Origin of the sequence: Oliverpabstia intestinalis (assembly GCF_009696065.1) — a bacterium.
GTDB classification, from domain to species: domain Bacteria; phylum Bacillota; class Clostridia; order Lachnospirales; family Lachnospiraceae; genus Oliverpabstia; species Oliverpabstia intestinalis.
The window spans coordinates 74,747-99,985 of sequence record NZ_VUMS01000007.1 but is presented as its reverse complement, the minus strand read 5'-3'; the positions used below and the strand labels follow the sequence as shown (position 1 = coordinate 99,985).

At 44.1% G+C, this 25,239-nt stretch carries 34 protein-coding genes and 2 pseudogenes; 5 read left to right on the top strand and 31 right to left on the bottom strand.

The annotated features are described in order from the left end of the window. Positions 1-55: 55 nt before the first annotated feature. Complete coding sequence (locus tag FYJ57_RS05140; protein ID WP_154431799.1) at positions 56-901, bottom strand: KilA-N domain-containing protein; 846 nt, start codon at positions 899-901, stop codon at positions 56-58. Between the two features lie 101 nt (positions 902-1,002). On the opposite strand from FYJ57_RS05140, the pseudogene FYJ57_RS05135 reads away from it, so the two are divergent. Beyond that, positions 1,003-1,503 (top strand): annotated as a pseudogene (locus FYJ57_RS05135) (IS91 family transposase); the annotation flags it as partial. A gap of 286 nt (positions 1,504-1,789) precedes the next feature. Here FYJ57_RS05135 and FYJ57_RS05130 read toward each other — a convergent pair. The 22 genes and pseudogenes from FYJ57_RS05130 to FYJ57_RS05025 all read right to left on the bottom strand — a co-directional run bounded on the left by FYJ57_RS05130 (position 1,790) and on the right by FYJ57_RS05025 (position 15,305). Next, complete coding sequence (locus FYJ57_RS05130) at positions 1,790-2,317, bottom strand: histidine phosphatase family protein (protein WP_154431797.1); 528 nt, start codon at positions 2,315-2,317, stop codon at positions 1,790-1,792. Beyond that, the gene (locus FYJ57_RS05125; RefSeq protein WP_235904413.1) at positions 2,295-2,837 is read right to left on the bottom strand and encodes an NUDIX hydrolase; all 543 of its coding nucleotides are present in this window, start codon (positions 2,835-2,837) and stop codon (positions 2,295-2,297) included. The genes FYJ57_RS05130 and FYJ57_RS05125 overlap by 23 nt, the downstream gene beginning before the upstream one ends. Before the next feature lie 27 nt (positions 2,838-2,864). After that, positions 2,865-3,194 (bottom strand): DUF1697 domain-containing protein, encoded by a 330-nt coding sequence (locus tag FYJ57_RS05120; protein WP_154431795.1) that lies wholly within the window; start codon positions 3,192-3,194, stop codon positions 2,865-2,867. 9 nt (positions 3,195-3,203) lie between these two features. Further along, a complete protein-coding gene (locus tag FYJ57_RS05115) occupies positions 3,204-4,394 on the bottom strand; it encodes an erythromycin esterase family protein (RefSeq protein WP_154431793.1) in 1,191 nt (396 codons plus the stop codon). Positions 4,395-4,497: 103 nt separating this feature from the next. Continuing rightward, entirely contained in the window at positions 4,498-4,803 is a 306-nt protein-coding gene (locus FYJ57_RS05110) for a hypothetical protein (protein WP_154431792.1), read from the bottom strand. A 56-nt stretch (positions 4,804-4,859) separates the two neighbouring features. Then, positions 4,860-5,036 carry a hypothetical protein gene (locus tag FYJ57_RS05105; RefSeq protein WP_154431791.1) on the bottom strand — a complete coding sequence of 59 codons (177 nt, stop codon included), beginning with the start codon at positions 5,034-5,036 and terminating at the stop codon, positions 4,860-4,862. Next, on the bottom strand, positions 5,033-5,563 hold the full coding sequence (locus tag FYJ57_RS05100) for a hypothetical protein (protein WP_154431789.1): 531 nt from the start codon (positions 5,561-5,563) through the stop codon (positions 5,033-5,035). Before FYJ57_RS05100 ends, FYJ57_RS05105 begins: the two co-directional genes overlap by 4 nt. 52 nt (positions 5,564-5,615) lie before the next feature. Continuing rightward, entirely contained in the window at positions 5,616-5,801 is a 186-nt protein-coding gene (locus tag FYJ57_RS05095) for a hypothetical protein (RefSeq protein ID WP_154431787.1), read from the bottom strand. 40 nt (positions 5,802-5,841) lie between these two features. Then, positions 5,842-6,357 (bottom strand): GNAT family N-acetyltransferase, encoded by a 516-nt coding sequence (locus FYJ57_RS05090; RefSeq protein WP_235904411.1) that lies wholly within the window; start codon positions 6,355-6,357, stop codon positions 5,842-5,844. 41 nt (positions 6,358-6,398) lie between these two features. Next, positions 6,399-6,842 (bottom strand): annotated as a pseudogene (locus FYJ57_RS05085) (tyrosine-protein phosphatase); the annotation flags it as partial. Positions 6,843-6,863: 21 nt separating this feature from the next. After that, complete coding sequence (locus tag FYJ57_RS05080) at positions 6,864-7,013, bottom strand: hypothetical protein (RefSeq protein WP_154431783.1); 150 nt, start codon at positions 7,011-7,013, stop codon at positions 6,864-6,866. A gap of 49 nt (positions 7,014-7,062) precedes the next feature. After that, on the bottom strand, positions 7,063-7,260 hold the full coding sequence (locus FYJ57_RS05075) for a glycine zipper domain-containing protein (protein WP_154431781.1): 198 nt from the start codon (positions 7,258-7,260) through the stop codon (positions 7,063-7,065). Between the two features lie 171 nt (positions 7,261-7,431). After that, positions 7,432-8,031: a methyltransferase family protein gene (locus FYJ57_RS05070; RefSeq protein WP_154431779.1), complete on the bottom strand. Its 600-nt coding sequence runs from the start codon at positions 8,029-8,031 to the stop codon at positions 7,432-7,434. A gap of 57 nt (positions 8,032-8,088) precedes the next feature. Beyond that, entirely contained in the window at positions 8,089-8,505 is a 417-nt protein-coding gene (locus tag FYJ57_RS05065; protein WP_154431777.1) for a hypothetical protein, read from the bottom strand. Positions 8,506-8,511: 6 nt separating this feature from the next. After that, positions 8,512-9,267, bottom strand: coding sequence for a CPBP family intramembrane glutamic endopeptidase (locus FYJ57_RS05060; RefSeq protein WP_205839915.1), 756 nt, complete (start codon positions 9,265-9,267; stop codon positions 8,512-8,514). Between the two features lie 53 nt (positions 9,268-9,320). Then, positions 9,321-10,220, bottom strand: coding sequence for an alpha/beta fold hydrolase (locus FYJ57_RS05055; RefSeq protein ID WP_205839914.1), 900 nt, complete (start codon positions 10,218-10,220; stop codon positions 9,321-9,323). Between the two features lie 40 nt (positions 10,221-10,260). Further along, positions 10,261-11,088 (bottom strand): alpha/beta fold hydrolase, encoded by an 828-nt coding sequence (locus tag FYJ57_RS05050; RefSeq protein ID WP_154431773.1) that lies wholly within the window; start codon positions 11,086-11,088, stop codon positions 10,261-10,263. A 6-nt stretch (positions 11,089-11,094) separates the two neighbouring features. Then, complete coding sequence (locus tag FYJ57_RS05045) at positions 11,095-12,255, bottom strand: linear amide C-N hydrolase (RefSeq protein WP_205839913.1); 1,161 nt, start codon at positions 12,253-12,255, stop codon at positions 11,095-11,097. A gap of 186 nt (positions 12,256-12,441) precedes the next feature. Then, entirely contained in the window at positions 12,442-12,936 is a 495-nt protein-coding gene (locus FYJ57_RS05040; RefSeq protein ID WP_154431769.1) for a hypothetical protein, read from the bottom strand. Positions 12,937-13,080: 144 nt separating this feature from the next. Next, positions 13,081-13,677, bottom strand: a complete 597-nt coding sequence (locus FYJ57_RS05035; protein WP_154431767.1) for a TetR/AcrR family transcriptional regulator — start codon at positions 13,675-13,677, stop codon at positions 13,081-13,083. Positions 13,678-13,999: 322 nt separating this feature from the next. Further along, complete coding sequence (locus tag FYJ57_RS05030) at positions 14,000-14,902, bottom strand: ParB/RepB/Spo0J family partition protein (protein ID WP_154431765.1); 903 nt, start codon at positions 14,900-14,902, stop codon at positions 14,000-14,002. A gap of 133 nt (positions 14,903-15,035) precedes the next feature. Continuing rightward, positions 15,036-15,305, bottom strand: a complete 270-nt coding sequence (locus FYJ57_RS05025) for a hypothetical protein (protein WP_154431763.1) — start codon at positions 15,303-15,305, stop codon at positions 15,036-15,038. A 390-nt stretch (positions 15,306-15,695) separates the two neighbouring features. Here FYJ57_RS05025 and FYJ57_RS05020 point away from each other — a divergent pair, with 390 nt between their 5' ends. After that, positions 15,696-16,256: a helix-turn-helix domain-containing protein gene (locus FYJ57_RS05020; protein WP_154431761.1), complete on the top strand. Its 561-nt coding sequence runs from the start codon at positions 15,696-15,698 to the stop codon at positions 16,254-16,256. 400 nt (positions 16,257-16,656) lie between these two features. On the opposite strand, the gene FYJ57_RS05015 is transcribed toward FYJ57_RS05020, so the two are convergent. The 4 genes from FYJ57_RS05015 to FYJ57_RS05000 are packed head-to-tail and all read right to left on the bottom strand — an operon-like array spanning position 16,657 to position 20,089. After that, entirely contained in the window at positions 16,657-17,262 is a 606-nt protein-coding gene (locus FYJ57_RS05015; RefSeq protein ID WP_154431759.1) for a sugar O-acetyltransferase, read from the bottom strand. A 16-nt stretch (positions 17,263-17,278) separates the two neighbouring features. Beyond that, on the bottom strand, positions 17,279-18,430 hold the full coding sequence (locus FYJ57_RS05010) for an aldo/keto reductase (RefSeq protein WP_154431757.1): 1,152 nt from the start codon (positions 18,428-18,430) through the stop codon (positions 17,279-17,281). Positions 18,431-18,458: 28 nt separating this feature from the next. Then, entirely contained in the window at positions 18,459-19,070 is a 612-nt protein-coding gene (locus tag FYJ57_RS05005) for a DUF1349 domain-containing protein (protein ID WP_154431756.1), read from the bottom strand. A gap of 17 nt (positions 19,071-19,087) precedes the next feature. Further along, positions 19,088-20,089, bottom strand: coding sequence for an ROK family transcriptional regulator (locus FYJ57_RS05000; RefSeq protein WP_154431755.1), 1,002 nt, complete (start codon positions 20,087-20,089; stop codon positions 19,088-19,090). Between the two features lie 398 nt (positions 20,090-20,487). Between FYJ57_RS05000 and FYJ57_RS16190 the strand changes: the two genes are divergently transcribed. Next, the gene (locus tag FYJ57_RS16190) at positions 20,488-20,583 is read left to right on the top strand and encodes a hypothetical protein (protein ID WP_154431754.1); all 96 of its coding nucleotides are present in this window, start codon (positions 20,488-20,490) and stop codon (positions 20,581-20,583) included. Positions 20,584-20,619: 36 nt separating this feature from the next. Here FYJ57_RS16190 and FYJ57_RS04990 read toward each other — a convergent pair whose 3' ends face one another. After that, complete coding sequence (locus FYJ57_RS04990) at positions 20,620-21,585, bottom strand: recombinase family protein (protein WP_154431752.1); 966 nt, start codon at positions 21,583-21,585, stop codon at positions 20,620-20,622. 510 nt (positions 21,586-22,095) lie between these two features. On the opposite strand from FYJ57_RS04990, the gene FYJ57_RS04985 reads away from it, so the two are divergent. After that, complete coding sequence (locus FYJ57_RS04985; RefSeq protein WP_154431856.1) at positions 22,096-22,275, top strand: tyrosine-type recombinase/integrase; 180 nt, start codon at positions 22,096-22,098, stop codon at positions 22,273-22,275. A 187-nt stretch (positions 22,276-22,462) separates the two neighbouring features. Continuing rightward, positions 22,463-23,047 carry an HD domain-containing protein gene (locus tag FYJ57_RS04980; RefSeq protein WP_235904403.1) on the top strand — a complete coding sequence of 195 codons (585 nt, stop codon included), beginning with the start codon at positions 22,463-22,465 and terminating at the stop codon, positions 23,045-23,047. A 133-nt stretch (positions 23,048-23,180) separates the two neighbouring features. Here the strand turns inward: FYJ57_RS04980 and FYJ57_RS04975 are convergent, their stop codons facing one another. From FYJ57_RS04975 to FYJ57_RS04965, 3 genes are read right to left on the bottom strand one after another with little or no spacing between them, the layout of a single operon-like run. Beyond that, entirely contained in the window at positions 23,181-23,801 is a 621-nt protein-coding gene (locus FYJ57_RS04975) for a flavin reductase (protein ID WP_154431749.1), read from the bottom strand. 16 nt (positions 23,802-23,817) lie between these two features. After that, complete coding sequence (locus FYJ57_RS04970) at positions 23,818-24,555, bottom strand: SDR family NAD(P)-dependent oxidoreductase (RefSeq protein WP_154431748.1); 738 nt, start codon at positions 24,553-24,555, stop codon at positions 23,818-23,820. Between the two features lie 31 nt (positions 24,556-24,586). Continuing rightward, the gene (locus FYJ57_RS04965; protein ID WP_154431747.1) at positions 24,587-24,994 is read right to left on the bottom strand and encodes a Fur family transcriptional regulator; all 408 of its coding nucleotides are present in this window, start codon (positions 24,992-24,994) and stop codon (positions 24,587-24,589) included. Between the last annotated feature and the right edge of the window lie 245 nt (positions 24,995-25,239).

Here is a 25,239-nt window from a genome sequence, read left to right as displayed (position 1 = left end):
ACTCCTCTAAAATCTATTTCAACCATTTTGCCAATGCCGAGAAAATGGTTGAACATTATTGCTCCTCTATCCTATTATTGATTTTTTCTGCCTCATTCAGGACACGAAGCTGATACTCTGCAATCTCCTTCAACGCTTCGAATCTATCTTTCTTATCCATTCCCTCTCGAATCATTTGTGCGTTATGCGATTCAAGATTCGATAGAACAGTTAATTCATTTATTGTTGCATAATCCCTAACATTACTCTTTTTTGCAAGCTCTGGATTAGCCCCTCTCCAAGCTTTTGCAGTAAAACCAAATAATGCTACATTAAGTAAATCCGCCTCTTCTGCATAAGGAAGCCACTGTAAATCCTTACGATAATTGCATACAGGAATCAAATAATTCTTAACCGCATCCGTTTGAATTAAATAATTATTCTTGGATAGAAATCTCTTTGCATCCCATTCCAACTTCTGCAAATCATTTTCAGCTTCCTTTAGTCTTTGGAACTCTTTGATCAGGTACAATTTGAACACCGGACTGATAGCAGAAGCAAATTCAAATGCAATATCCTTATGCGCAAATGTTCCGCCGTATTTTCCACGTTTAACATACAGTCCAACTGCATTAGTTTTTTCTACCCATTCTGATACGCTTGGTGTAAACGTAACAAGTCCTGCCTCTTTTTTAAAGTGTTCAGATTCGAACACTCTAAAATTTGGATTATATATTTCTTCCCATGTCGATAAGAATTCCAACGTACTTCTATTTCTTAACCAATTTCGAATAACATCCGCTGCACGTGAATTATCCGATTTAGCAGCTGCAATATCTGTAATACAGATAAAGTCATCTATGTCTTCATACGATACCGTAACCGGTATTCCCTGAACTGTAATAGCTCTATTCTTAGCCATTATTCTGTTCCTCCTTCGCCTTATTCATCTGCTCCGCCTTCACCTAATACTCAAGCAGTCGAAGAAAGTACTTAGGAACACGCTTTTTTCCTCACCTTGCTCGCAACCACTATGCCTTCAAAGAGCTTCTTAACACCTGCTATGAAAAAGATTGGATCCCTCACTGCAAGAAAACCTTCAATGGTGCCCAGTCTGTTATTAACTATCTTGGTAAGTACACACATAGAATCGCTATCAGTAATCACCGAATCATCCGTATAGACGAAAATGCTGTTACATACTATGTGAAAGATTATCGCGAAAAAGGTAAGTGGAAAGAATTCACCATTTCCGGAGTTGAATTCATTCGTAGATTCCTTATGCATGTGCCGCCAAAACGCTTTGTCAGAATCAGACACTACGGCTTGCTATGTACACGCAGCAAGAACAAGCATCTGGCATTATGTCGGAATCTTCTTGGTTGTAAGCAGTATCTATCACGACTGAAAGATATGGAAACACCTCAGATCCTTGAAACCCTTTATGGTATCAAGGTTACTGTTTGCAAATGCTGTGGTGGTCATCTTGGAAAACCACAGCAGAGAATACCTTTGCGCATTTAGAACCGACTAACTAAATAATTTCAAAAAGCCTCAGCAATGAGGTTTCTTTGTCGTGCCATGATTTTGCAAAAGCACCATATAACAATGCAGAGAATTCTAGTATTTCACTCGTATTCATAAAAAAAGCAAGAATTGAAAGTCCATACATATCGGCTACGCGGACGCGACTTTGTTCACTTTGGCAAAATCAAACGCGGTGCAAACGAAAGGGCAGTTCTTCTATAGTTTAAGACTGCTTTTTCGTTTACACCGCTATTGATTGTAGCCTAAAGAATTTTCCTCTCTATCAATATGTTAACACTTCAATCTGCCCATTTTCAGGATGTGGTATTCCTAGAACATACTGCATTAGTGTTCCATGGCAAACAACAATCACCGAATCAAAATCCTTATATTTATCCAAAACTTTCATAACACGTTTTTTCATCTGCTCCGCAGATTCCCATAAGCATGTTTCTCCTATCGGATGTCGGCCTTCATTCTCACTTAAGGCTTTATACGACTTTTCCGCAATATCATCCGGTAAAAAATCATATGAAACTGCATCTGCTAACCATTCATGTAAATCCGTTTCAACCTTCATATCTATATTTAACTCTTTGGATAAAATTGCTGCACTATGCAAAGTTCGTCCAAAAGGCGATGCAATAATCAGTTCTGCATTTGCCAGCCTTACGTCCTTTGCCGTTTCCTTAATCTGGCCAATTCCCTTTTCAGATAATGTCATCATGTTGTAACTAAAGTCTTTGTAAAATTTTTTTCCTGCCATGGATGTATCCATGTGTCCGTGTCTAACAAAATAGAATGTTGTCATGTGTACCTCTTTTCTTCTTAAGAATTTGTAACAACTTCGTCTCTCTTTTTATCATAATTTCATCGAAAAAATCTTCTGTTTTATACTTTAAATTGGTATCAATTGCTTCATCTAAATGCGCGAATCTAAGTATAAATCCCGCCTCTGCTTCATATTCATCCAGTTTTTGTTCTGTTACTATATTTTCCACTTCGCAAAAATAGTAAAAATTTTCCTGCTCGAAAATAGTGTTAGGGGTCTTATTACTTTTTTGACGACGTAAAACACTTCCAAATTCCCTTACTGATTTAGGAATAACAACCAATCCAGTTTCTTCTCTGACTTCACGTATCAATGCTTCTTTTTTATCCTCACCTGAAAGAATTCCTCCACCAGGAAACTTATAGTATTTTTCTTTTTGACTATAAACAAGTGCTATTCTCCCACAATCATCAAAAATAACCCCTCGCGCTGATGGTCTGGAAAAAACATTATCATCTAACTCATAATCATGTAAATCTATTTCAAATAATAGCTCCATAATGACCTCCATACCCAAGATGAAAATTCAAAGTTTCTGTTCCCTATAAAAAATAATTTTTCGGGATTTACCAAATCCACAATATTTATTCCTGTCGAAAGACCAAAAAATAGTGTTATCACAAATACATATCTGTTCCAATTCTTTTGTCGGTTCTCCAATTTTCTCCGCAATGATTTCAGCGGTAGCAAGAGACATCACAAAAATTAGATTATCGTATATATCTTTGTCAGATGTTCCCCACCAATCGGGAGCCTTGCTTAATATATCTTCTAACTTTTCCTGCAAAATAACAAAAACCGGAATATCCAAGCCAAACCTTTTCTGTATCATATCATCATTTGTTCCTCCCTCCATATTTTTTCATTAATGCTTTATATCTGTTGGTGTCGCATTTATCACAATAATCATTCCGTCATATAATTCTGCTGGGACATCATTGATTCTATAGCTATTTGGTAAGATCTTATTCAAAAGGCTATAACCCTCTCCGAGTGATCCCATCAGCATACTCTGATTGATAATTTTCTTTATTTTTTCTGATTTTTGCAGTTTATCAAAATCAAGATACGTCATATCCATCCCAAGGGCATACGCTGTATTTGCCAAAGGATCAGCAGAATAAAATTTTCGCGTAATTCTTTTTCCATTTTTTCCAGGCAAATTGCATTCTGTTTTGTAAAAATCTGTGCCAATGACAAAATAATCATCACCATATTTTTCAAACAGTTCTTCACCCATGAATGTAGTATATGTACTCTTCTTTGCCACATGTCCGTTATGCCCCGAAATCATAAGCATAGATTCGTTTGCTTTCTGAACATGCTCATAAATCCAGTCGATGTTTTCAGCCATATAATGATCCCTTATTTTTGCATAATCTACATTTGACGCATTACTAAGCTCCTGATTTTGCAGATAACATCTCGCTGCCTGCGCATACATTTCCATCCCTGGTATATTCTTTAAAGTTTCCGCAGCATCTTCCATATCGGTATACTGCATCTTAAGTTCTGAAAATGCTTCATCTACACATTTTTGATCCAAGTCGGAGTTTTGCATATCAAACCCATAAAAGCTTAACATCTCTTCCGGTTTTGCCTGTTTATTATAATCTGCCATATAGCGAATCAATGCCCTCATTTCATCCGTCTGGTAAATATGAAAAGCAAGTGCTTCCACTGCATCATCTTCCGTATTTTTCCCCTCACCGTGTATATATTGATTTACCAATAAGCATCCACCATAATCTGCTTCTAAGGCAAAGGCCTTACAGTTATATTCCTCTACCATTTTTCTAAACATATCAAGCTTTAATTCCTGAAATTCTTTATTTCCGTGGGTCGCCTCTCCAAGAGCAAATATCTTTACATTTTCCGGTATCGCAATATCATCGATTTCCTCTGCAACTTTCAGAAATTCTTCATTATTTACCTGTGTTCCGGAGTTCATGCCACCATAAGATATATATCTTATGAATGCCATGATTGCAGCTCCAAATAAAAACGCCACGATTATCTTTCCAATATATCGCTTTTTTGCATGATCTTTTTTCATCCGTCAACCAACTCCTCTCATCTTTTCACGCTTATAATTTCGAAAAATCTGACACCTGATATCACACACGGCTCAATATGTGTATGTTCAGGATATGTGGTATTTACATTTTCAAAACTAACAATTTCCACTCCGCCCCGTCCTCGTCAGTCCAAGTATCCGTACCGTTATAGATAAAACGGCGTTCAATACGATCCATATAGGTGCCGTCCGCTAATTTATATACCGTTGTCGTGTCGCCGCGGAGATTCACAAGCTCTACCACATCCGCTCCCGGATAACCCGACTCAGCTTCATCATCACCACCCTTTCCTGTTTCGCCCTCGCCCTGCGACCAGCAAAGCAAGAGCCCCTTATATTCTGTGTACAGGAAAGTCCCGTCATCCGTTTTCTCAGCCGTAAACTCCATTTTCATGGAGCTTTGGTCAAAGTCATTGGTCATGTCGGCGGAGAGAATATCGCCGCTCAGCGAATATGTTCCGGTTCCGCCGTCCGCTCCGATATACCAGAGATATGGCCATCGCTTGTGATCTCCATGCTGCTGCCGAACTCCATAGCGCCGGGGATCGCCTCCATAGCGGTGGCATTGTCTTTTTCATCTTCCACCAGATGCCACGGGACAACCAGATCGTCCGCTGTCACGGCATCCGGATATTATGCTCCTGCACCGGTGGCGCGATGGAAACGGAGGTGTCCGTCGTTTCCCTGGTAGGAGCCTCAGCGGGAAGGATTTCTTCTTCCACAGTGGAATTCGACGGCTCCGGTGTCTCCGCCGGTTCCGTACTCGCAGGCACTTTTTCCACATCAACGTGGATCCTGCCCTTTGCATTCTGCCCCGCAACGACGATTGCGTAGGGACCGTCCACAGGAGCCTCCACGGTAAATTCCGTCACGGTTCCGTCTCCCTGATAGAGCGATGTTCCATCCGGTGACGTAATCTTCATCTCCAGCGCCCCTTTCACCGTCTCGAATAAAATTTTGAGCGTATCACCCTGCTTCAGCTCCAGGGTGTGGGTGTCCGTGCCGTTCATGATTTTGACATCCAAGTGGTAGGAATCCGCGTTCTTTGCGCTGCTGCCGTCAAAGGCGGAGCTGGATGCGCACCCGGTCAGAGATAGCAGGAGGGCACAGACGGTTATAACAATAACGAAAAATTTTTGCTGTTTCATAATGGTTTCCTTTCAGGATTCAGATTTGGTTTGATTGAACATGATCAAGTTGCTATTTCTTATCCATATTCATCCGAATCACATTAAAAAGGTTTGACAGCAATATGCACGCCAATGCGATTGCCAATGGTGTCGTGGTCTCATTTCCGTCAAAAATGCTGGCGCACAGAAAGATTGCACCCGCTGCGATCAAACCTAAACTTGCTATGATGAAAAGTTTATTCAATATTTTTTTCATTTCATTTTCTCCTCTTTCAAAAAATCTTACTCATGACTGCTTAGCGCATGTCCCGGTTCATCAGATCAAAGTCAATGTACTGCCCGTTCAGCTTAAAGAAGGCCGGGAAGGTACACAGCTTGCGGAAGCCGAACTTCTCATAGAGCCGGATGGCGCGGAGATTGTCGCTTCGGACCTCCAGATTGATCTGCTCAAAGCCGTTTTCCACAGCAAACGCAAGAACGGCTTCCATGAGCGCGGAGGCGGCCCCGTAGCCCCAATAGGCTTTTCGCACGCTGATCCCGAACTCGCCCCGATGGCTCATGCGCCTCGGCTTGCGGTTCAAACTGGCATCTCCGATGATTTGACCGTCCGTCCAGGCAAGATACTGCACATTGTCCTTTGAAGCGACCTGCGCGGCCAGATACTGCGTTTCCGCCTCTACATCCAGCGGTACGCCCTCCGGGCCGAAGCTGAGATTGTCCGTCTCTCCGCCGACGCATTTCAAATAGTCCAGCAGGGCGGCGGCGTCCTCCGGCCGCGCCTGCGTAATCATAAACGGTGCATTTTTCTCCATACTCACTTATATACCTCCAGGTTTGATCCGATATTTCGTTTCTATATATCCGCTTCTCCGGTAAAAACGCTTTGCGCTTTCTCCTCGATTTGGGAAAGGGCAGCCAAAACCTTTTTTATATTCTCCTCTCTTGGGAGAATGGTATGAATGTTTACCTCCGGATGCTCCGCAGCGAACGCTTTCAGGAAGTCCAACAGGTTGTCCTTCGTTTTCATGTAATCCTCGATGATCACGCTGTCGCTGAATCCGAGCTGTTTCAGCAGGATCGCGGAAACCACGCCGGTTCTGTCTTTTCCCGCGCCGCAAAAGTACAGCACATTGCTTTCCGCCTTCACAATGGCACAAATGATCCGCTCCATCTGTCCATCTATCATCTTGATATAAGCATCGGCAACAGAATCCGGAGATTCTGGTACGGCTCCGCCCCCGGTAACAGGCAGATGATAGTAGGTAAACCCGCTTTCCGTCTCCAGTCTGCACGGCTTTTCTGCATATTCAGTCTTATCTCACAGGTCAATGATTGTAGTAACGCCATTTTTTCGCAGCCAGCTGACTTCTTCATCCGAAAGGCACCCCGGATAATCGCTTCTGATATACCGCAAGGTTCCCGTGGGCAGCGCTCTCGTATTCCTCGTTGATTTCAGCAAAGAACCCATACGGCTGCCCTCCAATCCTCCTTTTGGCAAAAATTCATTGGTATCCTCCTCACAATTTTTTTACGCACATACCGACCAGCAGTCCGACGAGCATCTCCATAGACAGGGTGACGCCGATGTACTCCGGGAAAATGGTGCCAACGGCGGCCCCGAAGCACATCCCCAGGCTCATCCCCATGGCCTCATAGCCGTTTTTCTTTTCCTGCTTCTTTTTCTTTTCTGCCAGTCCGGCGAAGAACACAGCCAAGCGATCCCGGTCACCACCAGCGGCAGCGCCGCCATCATAAAGTCACGCATAAATTTTCACTCCCTTTTTCTTTTAAGACACCACTGCGCAAAGACCGCCTGACGGCTTTGTGAGGTGTTGCCTTTACTCTACAACAAAATCTGTCCAATCAATATGGTTATACACCATCCTTTATCGCCGCCCAAGATAGCGGAATGTATGCCGCTTGTATTCCCGGTACGCCGCGCCGAATGTTTCCTCCAGATACCGTTCCTCCTGCAAAATTTGTAAATGCAGCATCACAATGGCAAACACCGTAAGCGGCACGGTCAGCAAATTACAGTACATCAGCATCACACCGATATACATGAGGTCAAAGCCGAGAAAGGCCGGATTGCGGCTGAACCGATAGATGCCGGATGTGACCAGCTCTGTGCGATCCTGATCCGGGATGCCCGCCCTCCAGCTATCCTTCATACTGAGAACGGAAAGGAGAAAGATCAGATCACCGATCATCCCAGTGCCAAAGCCGGTAAAGCGAGCGTTTGCCGCAAGGCAGCTCCAGCCTAACGCTATGGACACAAGCTGTGCAATCACAACGCCCAGCGTGGCCATGCTCATCAGTAGTTCCACTGTGTGAATGGACTTTTCTTTCCGCTGTCCGATTTGCCGCGTCCGGATGCCGCGGCGCTTCTGCGCCAGCATCTTGGCAAAATATATGCCGTAAAACACTGCCAGCACAAAAAGGGCAAGCAGGGAATAAGGGAGAAGTTCTTCCATCGGATATTTCATTATGCAACTCCTCAAATGAATCTTGTTTTAGCCATGAGCAAAGCGCAAGGCAACCTGTTACTTTTTTTGATTCTTCCTTGTGCAGGCCACTCGGATAAACGGTACAAGCAGCAGAAGACATACCAGAACAGAGCCGCTCAGCTGCCCGTAGGACATCCACACATTTGAGTCCGGCGGGCAGGGATAGATCGCCGCCACAACCACCCGGAAAATCCAAAAGGCCAGCAAAAAGCCGTAGAGATAGAACGCCTCCGGGTTTCCTGCAAACACCTTTTTGCCCCACAGGATCACGGTAAGGCTCAGCCCAGACAGCAAAAAGGAAAAGCACAGGTTTACATAATTGATGGGAACCACCAATGTCTCATAGGGGATATAGGAAGCCCAGCCAAACATCCACGGCACGGTAAAGTGCCACAGCCCCACCAGCAGGCTGATCGCAGCTCCCGCATAGTACATGACCTGATACTTTTTCATCGGTTTTCACCTGCCTTTCATAGCCGGTTCCCTTTTGCGAGCAGTTATTCGGAACAGATAGAGGAAATAGACCAGCAAGACGATAAACTGTACCGCACCCAGAAATATCTCAAACTGAGCGGAAGCCTCCCCGCTGATGAAGGAACAGAAGTCATGCAGAGCGTGGAGCAGTACGCAGAGGAGAAGACTGCCGCTTTCAGCGAAAATCAGGGCAAATACCATCCCGTAGACCAGAGCGAAGCAGATCTGGAGAACTGTTTCCCCCAATTCTGCACCGCCAGCTATGTTCAGGAGATGGCTGAACCCGAATAGAACAGATGAGATTATCATTGCCTTTCCCACGCCGCGCTCCAACCACAGGCCGCAGATGATGCCCCGAAAGAAGATTTCCTCCGCCATACCGATTCCAAGCGTCAAAAACAAGTTTGCTAAAATCAATGCCGCACCACCGTTAGAGTTTATTCCCGCCGTAAAAGGGGAAAGGGCAATGAGCAAAAGCGGCGAAAAATAGAGCATTCTCTTCGCTGCCCCTTTTTCCGCACTGCGAAATCCCAGCTTTAAGATTCCTTTGTATCGGATGATGGAATTCGCCAATGTGATAATCACAAGCCCCCAGATTACAGCACCCCTGATCAGCGCGGAGGGAATGCCCTCTATTCCCGTGATCACCACGATTGCTCCTTGCGCGAAAAAGAACAACAGCAGCACAAGCATTGCCCCGGCGGTTTTCAGTACGATTCTGTCTTTCCGTTTCATTTTCATTTTGAGCCTCCTGTCCCATTCCATTCCCCGGCAATGTGCCAAAAGAAGTTCTGTCAATGCGATCTGTCTTCCACAAAATCGGAAACCGCTTCTTTGATTTCCTCTGCGTGTCCTGTCAGCAAATGCCCGCCACTTTCAAAGGAAATGAACGTGCAATTTGGGAATCTTGCTACCGCCCTCTCCGTTTCGATGTAGCTTGCCAGCTTATCGTCCTTTGCGTGGAAAATCAGCGTGGGGACCTGTAAATCCTCAATCGGATACACCCCAAAGTCCCTCGCCATATCGGGGTTGGTAACGGAAGCGTCCAGTATCACGCCGACTTTTCTGTCGTTTATGGGTAGCATACTGTAAATGGTGGACTGCTCCATCCCCATGATCGGCTCAAACATAGGGCTTAACAGGAACATGACGTAATCGTTGCACAGGAACGGGGGCGGTCCGGCATATTCGGCATATTTCTCCGGCTTCTCCACAGGCGGCATGGCGGAGCAGTATAAAATCAGACCCTTCGTGCGCTGGGGATAATCAAGGGCAAATCGGATCGCGACGCTGCCGCCTGCCGATGTGGCCAGAAGGTGCACCTTGTCAATGCCCAGCTTGTCCAGCAGCTCCACATAGGCCGCCGCCTGACTGACGGGCGTTCCGTCGCCGGAAACGTCGCTTCCCAGGTATCCGAACCGTGAGGGAGCGATGATCCGATAGTCGGAGCAAAAGTCCTTACAGGTGTCATAAGCCTGGTCATAGCCGCCGAAAATGCCGTGGACGGATAAAATCACCTCGCCCTCACCCGAATCGACATAGGTTATTTCGCCGTAGCTTAATGCCGCCGTCTGGGCATTGTAAGCGGCAAGACGGTTTTTACTTTCCCTCACCGCCGCACCGCATCGTATCCCCTGGACAATGAAATACATTGCCAGGGCAAGGAATACTCCCCCCGCTATGTAACTCCACATTCGCTTACACCTTCTCTTTTCAGTCACTGATTTCGTAAAATCAAACCTCCAGACACTTCGCCCGCTGAGCCAGCTGTTCGATCAGCCGGTTTACGATTTCCGGCTGGTCGGTGTTGGAGTTGTGTCCGGCGTCTTTGATCCATTCCAGCGGTATGCCAGAATTTTTATGCCACGCCTTGTTGTATCGAACACAAGATCCCGCCTTGTCCTGTTCGCCGCAGATGAGCAGGGCGGGGCATTTGATTTCATAGGGCAAATCCCGCTCCACAGCCTCGGCAAGGATTCGGAAGCCGTGACCGGCAATCTTTGCGTAGCGCTCCTGGTCGCCGTCATACACCAGCATCAGGTCCCGCATCAGGTTCCTTCCGTATTCCGACAGGGCGACGCCCTTTGTCCCGGACTTTAAGAGGGCCTTCCACGGATAGTAGCGATAGACTGGCTCCATTCGTTTCAGCAGCCAAAGCTCCGGCTCTGTCATATACTTTCGTTGCAGCGGCGCGGAGTCGATGGACACAAAGCCCTTCAGCTTTTCGTGGTAAGTTTGCGCATACGCCTGTCCCACATAGCCGCCCATAGACTGCCCCACGATAACGGGTTTTGTGATCCCCTCCTGCTCCAGAATTCCGTCCAGCCACCTTGCCTTGTCCATCAAATCGAAGGCAAAGGCAAAGGGCCAGGAGGCGGCGTGGCCGGGGGCGTCCCACACAAGGACATTGTATTTCCCCTCAAAATACACGATTTGTTTCTCAAACAACCGGTGATCCGCCGTCAGACCGGGCAGAAACACCAACGTTATTGCGTCCGGTGAAATCAGATGCACCCAATAATGGATTTTGCCCAATGGTGTCGAATATGTTTTCTCGTTCATACTTCCTCACTCTCCCTTTTTACACCAATCCTTTTGTCCCAGGGAGAGGGTGTAGGGATGCGCCCAGTCCTCGGTGTCGTAGAAGGTGGCGGTCAATTCCAGCTGGTCATAGACGCAGCTCCAGCAGGTTTTCTCTCCGCCGTTCTCGCCGGGGAAGTTGCTCTGCGCCACAGCCGCCAGGGCGGCGCGAACGTCCTCGGCGGTCATTACACCCTTTGCCGCATTCCGCCGCTGGGTGAGCGTGTTAAAACGCACATAGGACTGGCCGCTGCCGGAGGTGCCGTCGTCCCCGTGGAGATAGAAGTTGGTCACCACCGGGGTGTCGGTCACTACCATCTCGCCGTTTTTCCACTCCACCGCCACGCTCCGCCCGGCAGCGTCAGAGAGGGAGAAGTGCTGCGCCCGGCCCAGAGAAAAGTGCATATCATACTGCGAAAGCAATTCCAACGCTTCCTCTACATTCGCCGCCTTGTCCAGCAGCAGCCGCAGACCGGAGACAATGGTAATGTCGGGCTTATCGGTATTCTGGTCGACACCCTCCTCGTGGCTCACCATGAGATCAGCCACGCACAGGCCCTTTTCGTTCATGCCGTCCAGGATAGCGTAGACGGAAGCCAGCGCCATGAACTTATCGCCCATGCTTCCATCGGGCTTCCAGTCCTCCCCAAAGCCCAGGAAGTCCAAATTGCAGGTGGCGATGGACTCATAGCCATTCTTGGGGATGGTATGTACCAGCATTTTGTCACATTCTTCCCAGTCGAAGTTGCGGCCAAAGAGGGCCGCACCGTCGGGACTTGTCACCGCGACGGTGGAGCAGCCGTAGTTTCCCCCGGCGGTGGAGGTGTCCGGCTTCCAGAAGCCGTGAGAGAGGAATGAGGCGATGTAGTCTCCCATCTCGGCATCGCTTTTTGCCCCGCCCTGCTCCAGAAAGCCATCGAAGCCATAGTCTCCCTTATATTCCATACTCCACAGATGATCATCCAGCTTCTCGATGGTCATGGCCGCCGTGAGCTGGGTGCCGAACATGGTCCACGCTCCCGCAAGGGCTGCAATCAGCACAGCCGCAATAACAAGAAGCGCGATTATCGCCTTTCCAAGTCTTTCCGAGGAAGACAAGTCCGCTTCGTTCGATTTACAAAGCTCTTTTTCCGAAACGCTCATTTTCATATACTCCTTCCTTGCCCATCGGGGCGCGTTTATCATTTTAGTATCTGCTTTTATCGTAAGTCATTGTCGTGTAAACGAGAATTTATCTTACCCTTGCCATATCGTATTCATCCAAATACTATCCATACAATACATCAAAGCTATTTCTCCAATCTCATCCGACAAGCAGAAAGCCCTGTTCGTTCTCTATCCCAGCACCGCCACAATCAGGGCGCACAGCAAGCAGGGAACTAGACCAAGCGCCATGCCGATCACCGAGCGCACTACATGATACTTCTTCCGGTGATACGCCTTGTCCATGTGCTCCGTTCCCGGCAAACGGATGCGCTTGACGTTGGCAAACAGCACCCAGTCCAGGAAAAAGCAGTCGTACCAGTCCACCAGCAGCCATAGACCGTATGCGTACAGGAAGCCGGTCTTGAAATCCGTCGCTCCTGCCGCAAGCGCCAATGCCGTCAGAATGGATAAAGCCAGAAACACTGCAAAGCCCTTTTTCAAGAACACCGGGGCACTGAGCACCTCGGTGGGAATGCGCTCATGGGTTTCAAAATATTTTTCCTGAATGTCCTTGGGGTAATCGTGGATCCACCAAACCGGATTTTTGCACAGCGGGATCATGATCATGCAGGTGAACAGGATCAGCGCCCCAACACATTCCATTCCATAAATCGTCCAATTCACTGTTTTGTACCTCCTATAATGCGTTCCAATATAACAATGCAATATATCTTTTCATTTTCTCTGCACAATGCCTATATTTGCTTTTACACATTCCGTAATTTTCTGTCATTCATCTGTTCACTGGTGATGGTTTGTACGATCAACTTACTTCATCCCATAAATTTCAACAAAATGTGACAGATGCACACCTATCTGCGTCCACATTTCGTCCGTCCTGTCAGGCTCCCGGTCTGCAATCTCTATCATCACTGTTACCGGTGCTACGATTTCCAGAGCAAGCAGATTGGCATCAAACCTGCGAATCAAATTCTTTTCCATCATTTTTTCTAACATCAGAGCATACATTTCCTGATTTCCGGTCAGCTGGTGCTTTGATGTAAGTGCCGCAATCTTTTCATTTCTATACTGTTCCTTTGTACAAAATCTTCTGACCTTTTGTATCTGCGGATCCTTCATTGTGAATCCAACTCGTCTCAGACAATCTTCCTTGAATTCATCCAGTGATTCCGGAATCTTATCCAAATGAGAGCTATTTCCGAAATTCTCGTCATATTTATGTTCCATCATGGCAATCAGGGAATCGAGAATATCTTCCTTTCCCTTATAATGTGCGTATATGGATGGACCTTTTATTCCCACAGCTTCTGCAACTAAATCAATGGATGTCTGGTCATATCCCTTTTCAGAAAACAAATCAAGCGCTGCGAAAAGAATTCTGTCCTTTGTTTTTATCTTTTCCATTTCTTTTCTCCAATCTTCATATTCCTAATAGTCGTTAGGAATATGATACCTAATATTCGTTAGGAAGTCAATATGTCATGAAAACGAATCACAGCAAGTTTTCATCCTTGTTGTTCAATATTAACGATACAAAAAAGTGTCTCCGACACTTCAACGCCCCACCCCTCATTCATGAGGGGTTACAAAGATATTTGTTCAGCAGGATATGCAGTTGTGTTGTTTTGTGAGCACGCATTCCAAAACGCAAAAATCCCCGGAATACCATCTGATCAGAAGATGATATTCCGGGGATGACCTGAATCACATTTTCTATTTACGGCACCTACTCGATGTTCAACTCAGCAAGTTCTCCGCCGCGAATCTGGGCGTAGGAATTATTGCCATACAGCTCTCTGCCTGCGATATAATCCGGGAAGGCAGCAGCATCGCCTCTGGCCCATTCCGGCTCCGGGTCTCCGGGATTTGCCACCGAGGAATGATCGGCATACAGGAAATCCGCCGCCAGCTTTACCTTCCGGGACCCCACGCTGTACAGAACGTAGGCATCGTTTTCAGCTTCTTCCCGAAAGCAGTTTTCCTCGTAGTCATATGCCAGCGTGATGCCATCTTCTGCCATGTCGCCGTTGATATCCGCACAGGTGGTTTCCCCGAGGCTGTTCTCGCTGCGCTTCAGTGCATCAATCCTTCGTGGCTCTCCCCGCAGGAGCAGGACATCTCCAACCTTCATCTGATTGACGGCATCCTTATCAAAGGTCTCGTAGCTCCAGAATTTCAAAACCATGTACTGACCGTCTGCGTCTGCCGAATCATCTACTCTGCCTTGATGTTTCATTGCTTCTCGTCGCATCTTATAGGCAAATGCCTTTTCACTCGGCAGAATTTTTTCTCTTTGGAGATTACTGTCTACCATCGCAATGATTGACTGGTCATCGTCCAAATCACGGATAATGGCTGGCACTTCTTCCATACCTGCCCATATGGCTGCCGCCTTTCTTCTGTGTCCTGCGATAATTTCATAACCGTCACCATCCGTATTATGGCGGATTAACAGCGGAACCAAAACCCCTTCCTTTTCCATGCTTTGGCGTAATTCAAATAATTCCTGATTTTGCTCCACCTTAAAAGGATGGTCTTTAAAATCATGAAGTTCTGAAACCTTTACCAGAACAATACCTGCACCCGACTCGTAATCCTTTGATGAACACATTACTCTTTTCTTTGTCATCTCAATTATCCTCCATTTAATCTGAATAAAAGAAAAGGACTCTTACCTCTCAGAAATTCTGAAAAACAAGCGTCCTTTTGACTGTTTTAACGATATTCAAATAAAAATGAAATTTTCTTTTTCATGTGTCCACTCATACCAGATGCAGAACTACCGATACCTCGATTCCGTCCATAATCTGCTTTTTTCGTCCATGTTTACCTGTAGGTGCGAAACTCATATATCTCGCAAAGTGCCTAAAACAAAGGACTTCTACGAATTCACCCGATGTAGACAACATACCGTCTCCACATGTGTCGGTATCGGCTGGAGAACACATTTCCCCAGCCTCGCCAATCTTTGATGAACACATTTTTTCCGATTCATCTTTATCCAAATACTCTTTTCTATCCTGCTCCATCATGACACCTTTTTTCCTTTCAGTCAAAATTTTGCACTTGGTTTGGCTTCCATTCGTATCATCTGCTGTCAGTGTTACAACTGACCTCTATCAGAATATTTCTGATTACTGGCAGCTTCTTCACAAACTTACCAGTCGTTTCCGGAGTATCTTCGACGCTCGCCTGAGAATAAAGCCTTACAGGGTCATGGCATCTGTGTTGGCAGATTATACAGCTCATGAAGTTTTCAATGTACATCAATTCGCTTTTTTGCGAATCCAACTTTACCGCCATTATAATTCGCTTTTCTGCGAATGCCAAGAAAATAATTCGCTTTTTAGCGAATGTTTCTGTTTACAAAAAAGTATTTTGGAAGTAAAATAGTATTATCAATAGGAAAGCAGGTATCTGATATGACGATTGGAGATAAAATAAAAAAAATCCGAACATTCCGGAAAATGACACAAGCAGAGCTTGGCGCAGCCCTCGGTTGGAGTGAAAAAGGAGCAAATCGTCTTGCCCAGTATGAGACAAACTACCGGATTCCCAAAAAAGAACTGGTAACCGAAATGGCAAAAATACTGGACGTAAATCCTTGGACACTGTATGATGCAACGACAATGGATGCTACCGAATTCATGGAACTCTTGTTCTGGATCGATGAATTCAACCCATCCGCTATAAACTTGTTCCAGATGGAAACTTATCCCGGAGAAAAATGCAATTCCAGCGAAGATACCTCTGTCCGCTATCACGATAACGATAGCTGGCCTGCACATCCGCCTGTGGGATTATGGATTAATTATGGACTTGTCAATGATTTTATGAAAGAATGGGTTCTCAGAAAAGAAGAACTGAAATCTGGCGAGATTACCAGAAATGAATACTTTGAATGGAAAATCAACTGGCCTCAGACCTGTGATGGATGTGGGAAACATGAACCTAAAAAACAATGGAGAAACAATGGAAAATAACCACACGGACAGGGATTCATCGTAACCACCATTTTGATACAATCCAACGATTGCACCTCCTAATGCACCCCCTAAATACAAGGAGATGCATCCCCTCTATCCGGGCATTGGATTAGACTACTTTTCATTCTATGGAGGATTGCAGAGTGGTCTTTTCGTTCACGAAAAAAGAGATATTACAACGCTGGGGAAGCAATATCTCTTTCTTCTTATTATAATTCACTTGTCAAGTCTCGAACAGGAATCTGCCGATGTCTTTTTCCTAGTATAAACAAAATATTTTCAAAGAAAACCTTTTTTTAAAAGTTACTGTAAACGTACTGGATTCTTACAAAAAATATCATAAATTTTTGATATAGAAATCAATTTGTCGACACACTAGATAAAATAACAATTTTCTTTATAATGACTTTAAATTATAAATTGGATACTTTTTCTTATCCTCCTCCGTTATCTTTCGTATAACTCGACAAGGATTCCCAGCCGCTATTACGCCATCTGGAATATTGCGATTTACTACACTGCCAGCACCAATTACCACATTACTGCCAATTGTTACACCAGGAAGTACTGAAACATTCGTGCCGATCCATACATTATCACCAACCGTAATCGGCAGAGCGATTTCCAATCCGAGATTTCTCTGTTCTGTGTCAATCGGATGCCCTGCTGTTGAAAACACGCAGTCAGGAGCAATAAACACATTATCCCCAAAGGTAACTTTGGCACCATCTAGAATTGTTACATTATGATTTGTATAAAAATTCTCGCCTACAGAAATATTCACACCATAGTCGCAATAAAAAGGTGCAGTTACAACAACATTCCCCTTAATCTGTCCAAATAACTTATGCAATACTTCTTGTTGCTTTGTAACATCCGATGGTCTACACATGTTGAACTCATAACAAAGATCAGCACATTTAGTACGCATATCAATTAAATCGGAATCATAATTCGCATCATACAAAAATCCAGCCTGTGCCTTTTCCCACTCTGTCATCATCCATCCCTCCACAATTCTAACATCCAAATAGTTCCACTGTTTTCTTCATTCTCTCTGCAACAGGGACTCCGAATGGACATCTTGATTCGCATGCCTGACAGGAGATACATTCAGAGGCTTTATGTTCCAGCAACATATAGTGAGACTTTATTGTTGCAGGTACTTTCGGCTGCATCGCCGCAAGATCATAATATTTATTGATCATTGCAATGTCCAGTTCTGCTGCACACGGTTTACAATGACCACAATAGGTACATTCCCCTCTGCAAGAATGAAATGGCGCATTCGCAAGCACTGATGCATAGTCTTTTTCTATTTCCGAAGCATTCTCATAATGCACTGCCTGATCAACCTGCTCTTTTGTATCATAACCACATAAAATCGAAGATACTCCGGGACGTGTAAGCGCATAATGGATGCACTGTATTGGTGAAAGACTCACCCCAAACGGCGAGCGTTGTTCATCAAACAATCTGCCACCGGCAAAACCTTTCATAACAGTGATCCCAACATTTTTTTCTTCACACAGCTTGTATAATTCTGCCCTGTCAGTATCAATGCCTGAAAGCTTCTGATCATATTTATATCCTTCTGAAAGTAAATCATCTAATTTTTCACTGGCAGGCAACATATCAAATGCAGGATTAATGCTAAAAAGAATCATCTCTATGAAATCCGATTGCACAGCCAGTTTTGCAATCTTAGGATTATGGGAACTCATTCCTATATGACGGATCGTACCTTTCGCTTTCAACTCTCTTACATATTCCATAAACTCAGAATTCTGAAGATACTTCCAGTCATCTTCCGTATCCACATAATGAATCATTCCAAGATCAATATAATCAGTCTGAAGTCTCATAAGCAGGTCTTCAAATGCAGGTTTCACATACTTCATATCCCTGGTACGTACATACTGACCATCCTGCCAGGTAGATCCCAGATGTCCCTGTACATACCACTTTTCTCTGTTTCCAAGCATAGCCTTTCCGATAATATCCCTGGATTTCGGATCAGGCATCCAGCAGTCGATGATATTTATGCCTTGTTCCCCTGCATACCTTATAAGTTCTATGGATTCACTTTCCGGGTGGCGCTCCAACCATTCACCTCCAAATCCTATTTCACTTACAAGAAGACCGGTTTTTCCTAGCAATCTTTTTTTCATATTCATTTCTCCTACATCCAACCATGATTTATATTTCTTCATCAGGAGCCTGTCCATCATGAGCAAGCCATTTACATTCCGTGATCTCCATATCAGTGAATGTTGCTTTGAATGATGAATCTTCAGCACTACATGCATAAATACCAAAGTTGATTTTCTCTTTTGCATGAAACATATGACAGATTCTCATCTGTTTGAAATTCACGCCGTCCACAGAATTTTCAATACAAAAATCATCTTCTCTGCGGCTGAATCTGAACCATATTGATTTAACAGATGCATCAACATCAACAGATGACCAGTCAGAGTAGCCGTTATTTGTTACTACGCTTCCAAGTCTCTGAATCTGATCATTTTCAAATTCCATAGATGCTTTTAACCAGTTGTCACTGTCAAGATACATTACGATACCGCTCTGGTCATAGCGAACCTTCGTGTCAAAATCAGTCTTTACAACAAATGAAAAAAACTGTTCCCCTGTTTCCAGCTGAAGAACTGGTGCATTATCATTTCTGAAATGATAATAGGTTCTTTGCCAAAGATCTGTATGCGGTTCTGTAATTATTTCCACCTTATCCTCGGTAACCTCATATTGTTTTGGTTCTCTGATCCATTTCATTTCTTTTGCATTTACCTTCATCTTTTTGCCCCTTGTATTTATAATTCTTTATTTTCTACTGCAATCTGAAACATACCTTCAATCAGATATTCAGTGAAACCAGGAACCATTTTGAACACTGGCATATATTTTTCCGGAATGCTCCTCCTGCAGTAATCCTTCACCTCAGACAAAATCTTGTTATTAATCAGATCTCCAGAAAAAACAATTTCATTTGGATTTTGAAATGCTATGATAGCACCTATAATCCTTGATATGATATCAAGGCACTTACCTTCCACCATCATATCCGGTACTTCATCCGGATTAATTCCAAAAGGCATAAATCCTGCAAGCCCTGCGATTCCATTATATCCGCTGATAATCTGACCCTTATGCATGGTTACCGTTCCCGGCAGAATATGGCTTGGAAATCCTGCAAGAGTAATAACCTCGTTCACCAGCTGCTTTTTTCTCCCATATCCATAAGCCATACAATGCATGTCGTTTTCCATTGATACTATCAATTTGAAATGTTCCTGTAGTTTTCTCTTAATATCAGCGATTTCAAGTTCCTTAATATCACAAAACTCAATCTCTGCCCCGTCGATCACACCAGGAATCCCCAACACAATCTGTTTCATGCTGCTGCAATCAGAGATTAATCCATCAATCACTGAAATAACGTTCTCACAATCAATAGTTTCACAAACTGTACATTCTTTTCTTATGATATTTCCTGTTGCTGATACTACATAATAATCAACATTCCTCATTCCCTGATTGACTGCAAAACTCACAAGGATGTAATGCTCATGCTCGCCATCAATCTCATAAAGCCAGGAACTTCTTCCTACACCACGAAATTCTTTCTCTTCTCCAGTGACAAGTACTTTATTGGCAGTCATATCATTTAACAAAGTATTACAGGTTGCTACACTTAAACCGGTTTTTACAGATATCTGCTGTTTTGTATATTGTTGATGATCCAACATTAATCTATATATTTTTTTCTTGTTGTCTTTTCGTATATCTGATGAATTTGCCATTTCGTCCTCCATGCACGTATTATTATAACCATTATAATAATGATTTTCAATATTAAAATTATAATAAAGTCATTTTGACATTAAATGGTGATGCCAGTGTAAAAAGCCTCCGCAGACGTTTTTAATCAGCCACATCCTTTTCTGAGTGGTCCAAACATACTGACAGTTTATCCAGACTCCAAGTTATATCAAGAAATACAAAACGGAAACCGACAAGAAGATGAAGAACTCGAAAAAATCCTAAATATTCCAACTTACTTTGCAGCAAAAGGAGCCAAAATACATTCCGGATCATAGGCCGTTTACCTAAACCCAAAGAAAAGCACCAGTTATTGCTAACCAGTGCTCATAATGGGTATTCAGTTTAATAAAGCGGAAGTTTTCGATTTGTTTCCTTAGTAGAGTATTCATTGACCAGTATCGGAAAAAAATTTGAGAAAGTTCTCGATGCTCTTGGTGAGTGGGGCGAAGAATATATTGATTACCTAAATCAGAAAAACTGTTAGAAAAATTTCGAGTTATAAAACTCTTTAAACCAATATTTACTCTTTCTTCCCAGTGTACCTCCTGGCCTTTCTGGTTGCCGTACCATCTGCATGACGCTCGATGTTGCTCCTGCTCTCACGCATTTCCTGGACTGCCCGGAACGTCTCTCGTGAGATGATTGCCGGATGATGATCCTTCTGGATGTATTTCTGATGCTCTCCGTTGTTTGGTATACGCTTCTTCTCCGGGAAGTTAGGGGAGAAGGTCTTATAGAGAATGACATCACCGATATACTTCTCATTGGTCAATATGGTTTCAATGGAACGCTTCGACCAGATCATTTTTCCCCTGGAAGTCAAAATGCCGTTTCCTTCCAGATACTTCTTGATGCCGCCCACACTATATCCGTCCAGGTACAGTTGGAATACCTGACGTATTACCTCTGCCTCCGACTCGTTGATTACCAGGCTGCCATCTTCGGCATTGCTGTATCCGTAGCATTTTCGGTTATATATTTGTGCATCCGGGTTCTGGGCAGCCTTATCCAGACTCCACTTGATATTCTCACTCTTGTTCTCAGACTCGCCCTGGGCAATGGCTCCATGAAGGCTGATTGCAAGTTCCGCTTCCTTGTCAAAGGAATACAGCTGCTCATTCTCAAAGTAGACCGGGACATTCATCTTCTTCAGTTCCCGGACAATAGTCAGAACATCCACCGTGTTTCTGGCAAAGCGGCTGATGGACTTGGTGTACACAAGGGTCACTCTCCCAGCTCTGCAATCGTCCAAGAGCCGCATTAAGTTCTTACGGTTATCAGATGTCCTTCCGGACTGAACGTCCAAATAAACGTCATACAGCCGCGCCTGCTGGCTATGAGCCACATCAGCAATAAGACCGGACAGCTGATGACCAGCGCTCACGACTTGTGTTTTACTTGCAGTGCTGACCCGGCAATAGATGCCAACCTCATATCTTGACGGCGGTAATGGCGGATGCTGTTTCAATTTTTTAACGATAGTCATAATGCCCTCCTGCGTTATCGTTATAGAGTACACCCCTATAGGCTGTTCTGATTATAACTCAGATTAGGCTAACTGTATATAAAAATGTAAAAAACATTGAAAATACGGGTAATCTGGAGTATAGGGTAACAGCCTACTTTGCATTCATCGCAACCACCATTTTGATACAATTCAACGGTTGCACCCCCTTTTGCTCCCCTAAATACAGGAGATGCACCTCCTCCATCCGGGCTTTGAATTAAACTGCTCTTCATTTTATGAAGGATTGCAGAGTAGTCTTTTCTTCCACGAAAAAAGAGATATCAACGAGCCAAGGTCAATATCTCTTTCTTCTCATTATAATTTATTTGTCAAGCATCGAATAGGCTTTTACTGCTGTTTTTTATCCAATACGCTATTCAACACCTGAATAAGTTCCTTAAGGTCTAATGGCTTCGAGATGAATCCATTCATACCACACTCCAGCGTAGCCTTGCGATCCTCATCAAAGGCAGATACTTCATTCCTTTGATGATTGGTTTCTATACCGGGTTGCGTATTTCAGAAGCCTTTGCCCTGACTTGGGATGATATTGATTTTGAAAAAAGAACCTTGTCCGTAAATAAGCAGGTTGTAAAGCGTAACTTTGGTGCTGATGTGCGTAAGGTTGTTGAAAAGAAGGGAAAAAAAGCAAAGGAAAGACGGGATTAATAAAGAGGAAACTGTTGTATGAATATGGTGGATGAAGTCCAGGGGCAGATTGGATTAAGGTATTTCCTGAAATATTCCGATCACGATGGGGAAGAAGCTTAAGGATAAGTTAAATTGAAATACAAAGGATATATTACAAAACAAAGAAGTAAAATCACTTCTGAAGAAAGGGAATGACAATCTCGGGATGCTGGGATATACGGATCATTCGGAAAAACATTGTGCGATTGTAGCAAAACGGGCAGGAATGATTCTGAAAAAGTTTGGATATTCCGAGCATGAAATTGAGCTTGCAGAGATTGCAGGGGCTCTGCATGATATTGGAAATGCGATCAACCGGAAAAATCATGGTGAATATGGAGCTATTTTAGCGTATTCGCTCCTAGAAAAACTGGATATTCCGCTGACAGACAGGGGCATTATCGTGTCTGCCATTGGAAATCATGATAAATCTACATGGGGAGCGGTTGATGCAGTATCTGCTGTATTGATCCTGGCAGATAAAACTGATGTCAGAAGGAATCGTGTGAGAAACGAAGAAAAATCCGGCTTTGATAAGCATGACCGTGTGAATTATGCAGTTACAAATGCAACAGTGAAGGTGAATGTACAGAAACGTTCTATCACATTGAACCTGCAAATAGATGAAGATATCTGTACCATGTATGAGTATTTTGAAATCTTTCTTGGAAGAATGATGATGTGCAGAAAAGCAGCGGAACTTCTGGGTGCAAAGTTTAAGCTTACAGCTAATGGAAGTAAAGTATTATAGAGATGGAGGCTTCTGTACGGAGAAAAGAAGCAACTATTCAGAAAATATGCGGTTTTAAGCCATTTTTATGGCAAAAAACCGCATATTTTTGTGGCAATGACTTGTGACATCGGATAGAATTCTTTCAGCAAGTCTACATATCCGTCACTTTTTCAAAGTCAGAGGCCGGATGCTTGCAGATCGGACACACAAAATCTGCAGGAAGTTCTTCTCCTTCATAAGTATATCCGCATACGGTACAGCGCCATGTTGTTTTTCCGGAGGGAGCTTTCTTTTCCGGTTTCGGCTTAATGTTGGACTGATAATATGCATAGGTGGCAGAAGGTACTGCTGACAGTACATCCATATCTTCTACAGCTGCAATAAACAGAGTATGGCTGCCCAGATCAATGGTCTGTTCCACGCTTGCACTGATGTAGGCATTCGTTCCTTCCGTAAGGTAAAACAGTCCGTTTTCACTGCGTCTGCAGAACGGGTAATCCGCAAATTTATCCGTGGTTCTTCCGGACTGAAATCCAAAATGCCGGAAAATCTCAAAATCTGCCTTTTCACTCAAAATGGAAAGATTGAATTTTCTGCTGGCCATGATCACATCATGTGTCAGGTTGTCTTTGTTTACGGCAATACTGATTCTGTTCGGACTGGAGGTCACCTGTCCGGCCGTATTAATAATACAGCCGTGATCCTTCACTCCGATACGGGATGTCAGTACAAATAATCCGTATGTCAGCTGATACATTGCTTTTTTATTCATATTCATCACACTCCTGTCAAGTCATCGCAGCGCCGTCAACACGCAGGGTAATTCCGGTTACATAGCTTGCCAGATCACTTGCCAGATAGAGATAAGCGTTGGCAATATCCAGAGGCTCTCCCATTCGTCCCAGAGGGATTCCGGCAGAAATTCTTTCTACCATTTCCTTTGGAAGTGCGGCTACCATGTCTGTCCTTGTCACACCCGGAGCCACTGCGTTCACACGGATATGATCCTTTGCCAGTTCTCTCGCCAGTGATTTTGTCAGACCATTTACCGCAAATTTCGTTGCCGGATAACCGCATCCGGAAGGCTGTCCATATTCACCAACCATGGAACTGGTATTGATGATCACTCCGCCGCCCTGATCCTTCATGATTCTGGCAGCAGCCTGTGAACAGATAAATACAGCTGTCAGGTTAATATCAACAATTTTCTGAAATTCCTCCAGTGTATAGTCATACAGACTGGTTCTGGAAGAAATTCCGGCATTATTTGCCAGAATATCAAGACTTCCGAATTTTTCTTTTACGGAAGCAAATGCTTCTGCTACCTCCTCCGGCGAACCCAGATTCGGCCAGATTCCCATTACACGTCCCTGATATTCGCCAAGGTTTTCCATGGCTTTTTCCACAGATTCCTGTCTGGAGCCGGCGATCGCAACATTTGCACCATTTTCCAGATATCTTTTCACAATCGAAAAACCGATTCCTCTGGTTCCACCCGTTACAATGGCAGTTTTTCCTTTTAACATTTTGTATCCCTCCCAATCTCATTGTTTTATATTATGAATAGGTTTTTGCATCTGTAAGGTTCCTATCTGCTGTCTCCTGCTGCTTTTTTCTGCACTCGGGACACACATAGTAAACTTTCAGATCATAATACAGAAATCCATCACCCATCTGTTCACGCAGGGATGCCGTGAGATCCCGAAATTTTGTATCTGCGAGCTTTCCGCAGACTCTGCACACCAGGTGATCATGTTTCTCTGTGCGGTCATATCGATCCGGCATACCTTCCATGGATATTCTGCGGATCAGTTCTGCATCCAGAAGCCTGTTCAGATTATTATATACCGTTGCGAGAACTGCGTTTGGATGGATCTCCCGCAGTTTACGGAAAATCTGCTCTGCGGCCAGATGTTCCTGCGAGGTATTTATGATGGAAAATATCTCTTTCTCGTATTTGGTCATATAAACTCCCTTTTCATGGTCCATTTTAGAATTATTCTAATTTAATTATAATCATTCTAAATAATTTGTCAAGGGAAACTGAAAATTTTCTTTTCGGATAATTTCCTTTGTGATACCGCACACATGACGGGAATGGGATTCTGGATCCATATCTGACAGATATGGCGGATCAGAGGCGTTGCCCAATTGAAAAAATTCAAACAGACATGATGTTGGATTCTTCGCCAGAGAAGCTATGGTATTAT